Annotated in this window: 10 protein-coding genes; 4 read left to right on the top strand and 6 right to left on the bottom strand. The window is 64.0% G+C overall.

Going from position 1 to position 8,242, the window contains the following annotated elements; all coding sequences use genetic code 11:
* From QM590_RS25465 to QM590_RS25455, 3 genes are all read right to left on the bottom strand, one after another.
* A partial coding sequence (locus QM590_RS25465) for a SipW-dependent-type signal peptide-containing protein (protein WP_269596854.1) occupies positions 1–277 on the bottom strand: 277 nt, incomplete at its 3' end.
* A 237-nt stretch (positions 278–514) separates the two neighbouring features.
* Entirely contained in the window at positions 515–952 is a 438-nt protein-coding gene (locus tag QM590_RS25460; protein WP_269596853.1) for an LGFP repeat-containing protein, read from the bottom strand.
* A gap of 187 nt (positions 953–1,139) precedes the next feature.
* The gene (locus QM590_RS25455; protein WP_094640959.1) at positions 1,140–2,429 is read right to left on the bottom strand and encodes an adenylosuccinate synthase; all 1,290 of its coding nucleotides are present in this window, start codon (positions 2,427–2,429) and stop codon (positions 1,140–1,142) included.
* A gap of 202 nt (positions 2,430–2,631) precedes the next feature.
* On the opposite strand from QM590_RS25455, the gene QM590_RS25450 reads away from it, so the two are divergent.
* The 3 genes from QM590_RS25450 (at position 2,632) to QM590_RS25440 (ending at position 4,665) form a co-directional block, all read left to right on the top strand.
* Positions 2,632–3,297, top strand: a complete 666-nt coding sequence (locus tag QM590_RS25450) for a hypothetical protein (RefSeq protein WP_269596852.1) — start codon at positions 2,632–2,634, stop codon at positions 3,295–3,297.
* Positions 3,294–4,067 (top strand): site-2 protease family protein, encoded by a 774-nt coding sequence (locus QM590_RS25445; RefSeq protein WP_269596851.1) that lies wholly within the window; start codon positions 3,294–3,296, stop codon positions 4,065–4,067. Before QM590_RS25450 ends, QM590_RS25445 begins: the two co-directional genes overlap by 4 nt.
* A gap of 130 nt (positions 4,068–4,197) precedes the next feature.
* Entirely contained in the window at positions 4,198–4,665 is a 468-nt protein-coding gene (locus QM590_RS25440) for a pyridoxamine 5'-phosphate oxidase family protein (protein WP_068053912.1), read from the top strand.
* Here QM590_RS25440 and QM590_RS25435 read toward each other — a convergent pair.
* From QM590_RS25435 to QM590_RS25425, 3 genes are all read right to left on the bottom strand, one after another.
* Positions 4,655–5,584 carry a cation diffusion facilitator family transporter gene (locus tag QM590_RS25435; RefSeq protein ID WP_269596850.1) on the bottom strand — a complete coding sequence of 310 codons (930 nt, stop codon included), beginning with the start codon at positions 5,582–5,584 and terminating at the stop codon, positions 4,655–4,657. The two genes, QM590_RS25440 and QM590_RS25435, sit on opposite strands and share 11 nt — an antisense overlap.
* 79 nt (positions 5,585–5,663) lie before the next feature.
* On the bottom strand, positions 5,664–6,758 hold the full coding sequence (locus QM590_RS25430; protein WP_269596849.1) for an FUSC family protein: 1,095 nt from the start codon (positions 6,756–6,758) through the stop codon (positions 5,664–5,666).
* Positions 6,759–6,795: 37 nt separating this feature from the next.
* A complete protein-coding gene (locus QM590_RS25425; RefSeq protein WP_269596848.1) occupies positions 6,796–7,212 on the bottom strand; it encodes a DUF3151 domain-containing protein in 417 nt (138 codons plus the stop codon).
* A gap of 150 nt (positions 7,213–7,362) precedes the next feature.
* Here QM590_RS25425 and QM590_RS25420 point away from each other — a divergent pair, with 150 nt between their 5' ends.
* Positions 7,363–8,154, top strand: coding sequence for an Rv0361 family membrane protein (locus tag QM590_RS25420; protein WP_269596847.1), 792 nt, complete (start codon positions 7,363–7,365; stop codon positions 8,152–8,154).
* Positions 8,155–8,242: the final 88 nt, after the last annotated feature.

The following is an 8,242-nucleotide window of genomic DNA, read 5'->3' as shown; positions in this document are numbered from 1 at the left end:
GGGTGGGGACTTTTACCTGGCCACCAGCGGGGACATCGACATGGCCATTGACACCTCCGCCCGGGGACACGTCGTACTCGTCCCACACTGCGGCACCCGTCTCGAAGTTTCCTTGAAGGTTCCACGCTTCGTCGCCGGAAGCGAACTCTGCATTGCCGAACACGTTGTCGGACCACGCGGCCAAAGTCACCGCCGCCCCGATACCGAGAACGAGACCACCTGCAAGTAATGCGCGGACCTTACGCTTACGGTTTGAATTCTGAATGCTCTCGGACATGCCCCGGCTCTTTTCTGAGGGTGTGGTGGTGAATGCCGATTGCATTCACTGCACCAGTTGTCGAAGCATAGGGCAGTCGCGTTACACGTTCTTGGAAAATGTATGGGTAAATTTTTTGGAGGATATTTGCAGGGTTTCTTTCACGAAGAAGAATGCAGACAGCATCATCCGCACTGGTCCTCAAACCGAACAACAGTGAATAAAGTTAGCCAGCTTCGAAACCGGGCGTCCAATTACTCACGCAAAAGCCGAACTTGCGTCGGCACCAGATTCCAACGCCACTGCTTTCGCATCCGGCCCTGGTGAAACCTCGTCCCCTTCCGGCCTACCACCGATGACGAATGCTCCGGTGTCCGGGAGCCAACCCAAGGCCCCACGCTGAAACAAGCTGTACCGACCGAACCCTGTCGGTGTCGGCCGTTCGTCGCTGATCGGGTAGCCGAGGGCACCGTACGGCCCGCCGTGCGCCATGTACCACTCCAGGATCGGTCCGTGCACCTCGTGCGCGCCGCCCTCTGGAAGCGCGAATACCGTTGCATGCCGATACTCGAGCATGCCGCCGCCACTCGGGCCGAGCATGAATTCCCCAACCTGCTCACCGATCCAAGAATGTTCGTAAGCAAACCGATCGAATTGATAGGCGAATACTTCGAGACCGTTGTACGGAGCAGACATGATCAGCGCCTCCCTTACTTACACAGCGTTGAGTATCCCTCGAATTCTCGCTTGCGACATAGAAATTTGCTCAGATTGGCCCAATTCGGCCACCATGTGCCGCATAAGCAGACCGGGTGACATGAGAATGGGAGCAAAAAAGCCCCGCACTCCGAAAAGTGCGGGGCTTTCACGGCATATCGTCCGATTACCGCAGAATGTCGCGGCGAACGATGGTTTCGTCGCGACCCGGCCCGACTCCAATGCACGACATGTACGCACCCGAGAGCTCTTCGAGACGCAGCACGTAGTTCTGTGCGTTGATCGGCAGTTCCTCGAACGTGCGGGCACCGGAGATGTCTTCCCACCAACCGGGCATCTCTTCGTAGATCGGCTTGGCGTGATGGAAACCGGTCTGCGTCATCGGCATTTCGTCGTGCCGGACGCCGTCGACGTCGTACGCGACACAGATGGGCACCGTGTCCAGGCTGGAGAGCACGTCGAGCTTGGTCAGGAAGTAATCGGTGATGCCGTTGACGCGGGTGGCGTATCGCGCGATGACGGCGTCGAACCAGCCGGTGCGTCGAGCACGCCCGGTGGTGACGCCCACCTCGCCGCCCTGCTTGGCCAAGTACTCACCGTAATTGTCGAACAACTCCGTCGGGAACGGTCCCGAGCCGACACGCGTCGTGTACGCCTTCAGGATGCCGAGGACGGTCCCGATCTTGTTGGGGCCGATGCCGGAACCGACCGATGCGCCGCCCGCAGTCGGGTTCGAGGACGTGACGTATGGGTAGGTGCCGTGGTCGACGTCGAGCAGAGTGCCCTGCGACCCCTCGAGCAATATGGTCTCGCCGCGCTCGAGTGCGAGGTTGAGCTGCAACCTGGTGTCGGTGATGCGGTGCTTGAAGCCCTCGGCCTGCTCGAGCACCTCGTCGACCACCTGCTGTGAGTCCAGCGCCCGCCGGTTGTAGATCTTCGAGAGCACCTGGTTCTTGAATTCCAGTGCGGCCTCGACTTTTTGGGTCAGGATTTTCTCGTCGAGCACATCGGCTGCGCGGACGCCGACGCGAGCGATCTTGTCCTGATAGCAGGGCCCGATACCGCGGCCGGTGGTTCCGATCTTCTTGGCACCGAGGAAGCGTTCGGTCACCTTGTCGATGGCGACGTGGTACGGCATGATCAGGTGCGCATCGGCGCTGAGCAGCAGGTTCGTGGTATCGACGTCACGCTTCTCGAGGCCTTCGAGTTCGGTGAGCAGCACACCCGGGTCCACGACGACGCCGTTGCCGATGACGTTCTTCACGCCGGGCGTGAGAATTCCCGACGGGATCAGGTGCAACGCGAACTTGTCGCCGTTCGGAAGGACGACGGTGTGACCGGCGTTGTTGCCGCCCTGGTAGCGAACGACCCACTGAAGGCGTTCGCCGAACAGGTCGGTGGCTTTGCCTTTGCCCTCGTCGCCCCACTGGGCGCCGATCAGGACTATCGCCGGCATGTGCTCTCCTACGTTGCTTTCGTGCGAGGACGCGCTGCAAATACTGCTCGATCGAACGCAGCCGTCACCATTTGCCGCAGGCGCGACAGTGGCCGGGGGAACAGTCTAGCCGAGGCGGTGAGCTGGCCCGCATGCCGCTACGGTGGAGCCGAAACGAGGGCACTATGGTCGTTCGAGGGTTCGACGAAGATCTAGGAGCGCCGTGACACCGTTCGTTCTGCACTGCGGAAATCCGCCGTTGCCGATCACGCTGACCGACGTCCCACTGCGCACCGCCGATGCAGTACCGACAGACGACGACTGCAGCGCGATCTTCTCCGACATCGAATCCGCACCGGCCCCCCGCATCATCGTCCTGGGCAGCGACGCGTCCCTGGCAGCCGTACTGACCCGATTGATGCGCACCGATCGTCTGCACGTCGAAGTCGCGTTCGTACCGGAGACCGCAACCGACGCCGCCCACATCTACAAGCTCGGAACCGGATCCCGTGCCGCAAAGGTGGCAATGACGGGCAAGGCGTCGAGCACACCCCTCATTCGCGACGACGCAGGCAAGGCCGTTGTCGGTCGGGCGCTCCTCGGTGGTGCCGGCGGCACGGAACTCGAGGGCGAGGCGTACGTCGACGACACTCGGTTGTTCTCCGGAGTCGTACCCGGCGTCGAGGTGGCACCGACCCCGGAACTGCCGGGGCTGCGCGCGCGAGTGATCAGCCGTCGACGATTTCTGCCTCGCCGCTGGGTGAGCGGACGGGCGATGCAGCTCGGCTCCCCCGCCGCAGACCTGATGCGCGACGGCATCGCCGGCGACAGAACGGTGAAGCGGTCTACGTTCTATCGTCACCACGAAGAGTGGCTACTGGTCCGATGACCGTTCCGCTGCGCCGCAGTCCCGTTCTGCCGAGCCCGGTGTTCGTTGCCGTTCTCGCAATCGCGGGAGTGGGCGGCGCACTCGCGTGGACGGCCGAGGACGTCACGTCGTTCACCGCGCGCCTCGGAGTGTTCGTTCTGGTATTGGCCGGCTGGATCGCCTCGGTGTGCCTGCACGAATTCGGTCACGCATTCACCGCATTCCGCGCCGGCGACCGAGAGGTCGAACTCCGCGGCTATCTGACGCTCAACCCGCTGAAGTACACCCACCCGCTGCTCTCGATCGTCCTGCCGGTGGTGTTCATCGCGATCGGCGGAATCGGACTTCCGGGCGGGGCCGTGTACCTGCGGACCGGCCAGTTCTCGGCGTCCACGCAGCGGCGCATCGCCCTCGCCGGCCCCTTCGCCAATGCCGTTGTCGCCGTAGCACTCCTGATCGTCATTCGCATGTTCGGCACCGACGGCACTCATCAGGCCTTCTGGTACGGGCTCAGCTTCCTGGCGTTCCTGCAGATCATGGCCACGATCCTGAACCTGATTCCGGTACCCGGACTCGACGGCTACGCCGCACTCGAGCCCTCGCTCTCGCCCGCCACCCGTGCATCGCTGAACCAGTTCAAGGGCTACGGAATCCTCGTTCTCGTCGCGTTGCTGTTCGTGCCAGCAGTCAACTCCGTGTTCTTCGGTGCGATCTACACCCTGTTCGGGCTGTCCGGTGTTCCCGAGTTCTTCGCAGGCAACGGCAACTACCTGATGCGATTCTGGCTGTGACGGCTGGTTCATCCAGGAGCAGCGGGAAGAATTGCACGGTATCGAGCGCGATCGACGGGATTCCGTCGATGCAGGCAGGTTCTGTGCAGACTTTCCCAGTTGTGTCGGTGGTCGGTCGCATAATTTCCCCATGACGACGTGGAACGACTTCTCGACGGCAGCACCGAGCCTGGCTTCGGCGGTGCGCGCCAGATTCACCGCCCACAAGCACCATGTACTCGCGACGCTCCGGGTGGACGGCTCACCGCGCGTCAGCGGAACCGAGGTCGAGTTCGACGACAGCGGCGTACTGCGTCTCGGCTCGATGCTCGGTGCCGTCAAAGCTCGAGATCTGCAGCGCGACGGACGGTTCGCGCTGCACAGCAATCCGGGTCACCATTCGATGGAGGGCGGGGACGCGAAGATCGGCGGGCGTGCCGTCGAAATCACCGATCCTGCTGTGCTGCAACCGATATTCGACGCCGCGCCGGGCGAGCTGGTGCCCTATCACGTGTTCGATCTCGACATCACCGAGGTCGTACTGACCTCGCTGGTGGACGATCACATGCAGATCGACGTGTGGCGTCCCGGCTCCGACGTACACACCGTCACCAGGTGAGCTCTTCCTTGCAGGTTCGGCCTTGCGCGGCGGGTTCGACCTGCACCGTGGCGTGGTCGAGGCCGTAGCCGGACAGCAGCGACTTGGCACGATCGAGCACCATCGACGACGACCCCTCGCACTCGAGGTGCACCGTGGCCACATCCATTCCGGTGGTGAGCGTCCACACGTGCAGGTCGTGCACCCCCGTCACGCCCGGTAGCGCACTCAGGTCGCCGGTCAGCGCGTCGACGTCGACATTTGCCGGGCTCGCCTGGGTGAGGATGCGCAGCGCCGACCCGGCGAGCTTGATCGCACGCGGAATGACCCACAGCGAGATCAGGACGCCGACGACGATGTCCGCCCACGTCCACCCGAACACGACCATCAGCACGCCGGCCACGAGCACGCCGACACTACCGACCGCATCGGCCAGAACCTCCATGTACGCACCGCGGACGGCCAGGGAATCCTTGGCGTCGCCGCGAATGAGCAGCATCACGACAATGTTGGCCGCGAGACCGGCCGTCGCGGTGAGAATCAGTGGTACGCCGGGGATTTCAGGAGCGTCGCCGATGCGTGAAATCGCCTCGTACATGATGAACGCCGCAACACCGAGCAACAGAACGGCATTTGCGATGGCGGTCAACACTTCTGCCCGATGCCAGCCGAATGTTCTTGCCGCTGCGGCACTTCCCTTGCGAGCGAGCATCAATGCGATCAGACCCATCGACATGCCGAGCACATCGGTGAGCATGTGGCCGGCATCGGCGAGCAGGCCGAGCGACCCGATAGCCAAGGCGACGGTTGCCTCGACGACGAGGAACACCACCAGGACCACGAGCGCGACGACCATCTTGCGCACCCGAGACCTGGGCGGCCCCGCACCTGCGGGCGAGTGACCGCCCACGCCGTGGCTGTGCCCGTGACCCGCGCCCATGACTCCCCCTGGTGACCGATGTCGACTTCCGGAAGTCACCATATGCGTACATACGCATATATGCAATGGTGCGCTCGGGTCACAACTCCGGCGGGACGTGCGGATGGTCCACCGTCGGCGGAAGTGTCGCCAAGGCAGAAATACGCTTGAGCCCGGCGACCTGCAGCAAGTCGACGATGATCGATCGCAACTGCGCCAACACCACCGTCGCCGACAGACCGGCGTTCGAGATCAACTCCGGCTTGGCACCGGCCGCAACCGACCTCAACACTCGCGCCGCTTCTGCCGCGTCGGGCTTCCGTCCCGGATCGGCGAGGATCATCTGCCGCAACACCTCCACCGCATGCGCCAACTTCTCCACCTCGTCGACGACACGCGGATCGAGGATCTCGTCGTCGCGCACCAACGTCAGCGACCGGCGCGCGAGCACCCGGATATTGCGGACGGCGTTGTCGATGGGATCGGCCGTAGCCGCGAGCGCCGCAAGACGATTGCGGTGATTCCAGTACATCGGAGAGATTCGCGCGATCTCCCGGCCGCCCTTGAGGTCGGTCCGCAGAGCATCGATACCGGACTGCGTCGCACGCGCCTTGCGCAACGCCTCCTCGATCGGTTTGGGATCGTTGGCCACCAAACCGTCGGCCACCTTCTGCAACACGCTTGCAGCCGTCGCCAACACGCTCGCCGCATCCTTACGGGCTCGCCACACCGGATGCGTCGGGATCAACGCCACGATCGCGATGCCCACCAGACCACCGACCAACGCGTCGACCATGCGGTTGGGGCCACCCATGTTGCCGGGTGGAATGAGTGTCGCGACCAGCACGGCGGACGATCCGGCCTGCATCGCGATGATCGGGCCGCCGTCGAGGAACACCGCAGCCGACATCGCCAACACCACGACAAGAGCGATCTGCCACGGACCGCTGCCGATCAGTGAGATCAGCAGATCTCCGATGCCGATGCCCACCGTCACTCCGACGACGAGCTCGGCCGATCGGCGCACCCGCGCACCGAGCGAGACGCCCAGTGAGACTACAGCGGCGATCGGCGCGAAGAACGGGCTCTCGTGACCGACGATGTCCGTCGCGACGAACCACGCCACACCTGCCGCCAACGCGCACTGAATGATGGGCAGCAGCGACAACTTCAGCCGAGCGCTGCCCGAATTCACTCGGGTTCGGCCGCGCACCCGGCTGGCGCGGGCCCGGTCAGCCCAGGCCGAGCTCTTCTGCTGCCTTGGGGTCACAGTCTTCGAGGAGGTCGAGGCAGCGGGCGTACTCGTCGTGCTCGTTGATGTCGCGGGCCGCTTTGGCGAGGACTGCGACGCATCGGAGGAATCCTCGGTTGGGCTCATGGCTGTACGGGACCGGCCCGAATCCCTTCCATCCGTTACGACGCAACTGGTCCAGACCTCGGTGGTAACCGGTACGAGCATAGGCGTACGCCGTGATGGTGGCACCGGACTCGAGGGCGGCCTCGGCCAGGTAGGCCCACGCGATGGACGCCGTCGGATGCGCCGCCGCGACGGCCTCGGGCGCTTCGTGGTTCAGCAGCGCGGATTCGGCCTCGTCGTCTCCGGGCAACAGTGTGGGTTGGGGTCCGAGCAGATCACCGAAAGAAGTCATGGCGCTCATTGTGCCCTTACGTCACCGAATCGTGTCCGAACACCCCCGGTGGCGCTCGCGGCGAGCGGCACACCCGGTCGATAGGCTGCCAGCTGACGAAATCGAGAACCTCCGAGTTCTCGGATGAATTCGGTGAACGAGGGAGAACGCATGCCGGACGAGAAGAAGAAGGCGCCCTCCGAGGCCGACGCAGCCACCGAGAAGATCGACCTGGGCAAGAAGAAGCAGATCGACGAGCCCGCCGAGACTCCGACCGAGAAGATCGTCACTGCCCCAGCCGAGGAACCGGCAGCAGCGGAATCGAAGCCGGTCGCGAAGCCGACTGCAGCCCCGCGTCGTATCCCGCCGCGAAACCCGTCCGGCGCTCCAGCGAAAGATGTTGCGGCAGAGAAAAACTCAGCAGCCTCCGGGCCCCCGCCGGTCGGGCCGAGGAAGATCGAGCCGCAGCAACCGAGACCGAAGCAGGTCGGTCCCCAGCGCGTCGGACACCCGCCGACGGAACCCGGCAAACCGAGTCGGAAGAAGTGGTGGGCGGCGCTGGTGGCTGTAGTTGTCGTGGTCGCGGCAATCGCAGCCGGTGCGTATCTGCTGATCGACCGCACGAGCGTCGACGACTCCCCGGAGGCCCGGATCAGAACGACCGTCGAGTCGTTCACCCGCGCATTGGCCGACGGCGACCTCGCCACGCTGCGCAGTACCTCGTGCGGTGACCTCGCGACGTTCTACCGAGACATCCCGGACGCGGAATTCACCGATGTCCACCGCGTCTCGGCCGAGCAGGGCAACATCCCGACCCTCGACAGCATCGACGCCATCCAGGTCGGCGACGACACCACCGCGATCGCCCAGGTCATCGCGCACACCGAGGCCAATCCGAACGATCGATCGCCGCGCACCTTCGACCTGCGCCTCGAGGGCGATCAGTGGAAGGTGTGCAGCTGACGCTGCATGTGCGCGGAAACTCGTAGCCTGCTACGTGTGCTGTCTTGATACATGTGGGACACGGGTGTCTCGATACATGTGAGACACG

The organism is Rhodococcus sp. IEGM 1372, from assembly GCF_030056835.1.
Taxonomy (GTDB): Bacteria; Actinomycetota; Actinomycetes; order Mycobacteriales; family Mycobacteriaceae; genus Rhodococcoides.
This window is presented reverse-complemented; position numbering and strand designations above follow the sequence as displayed.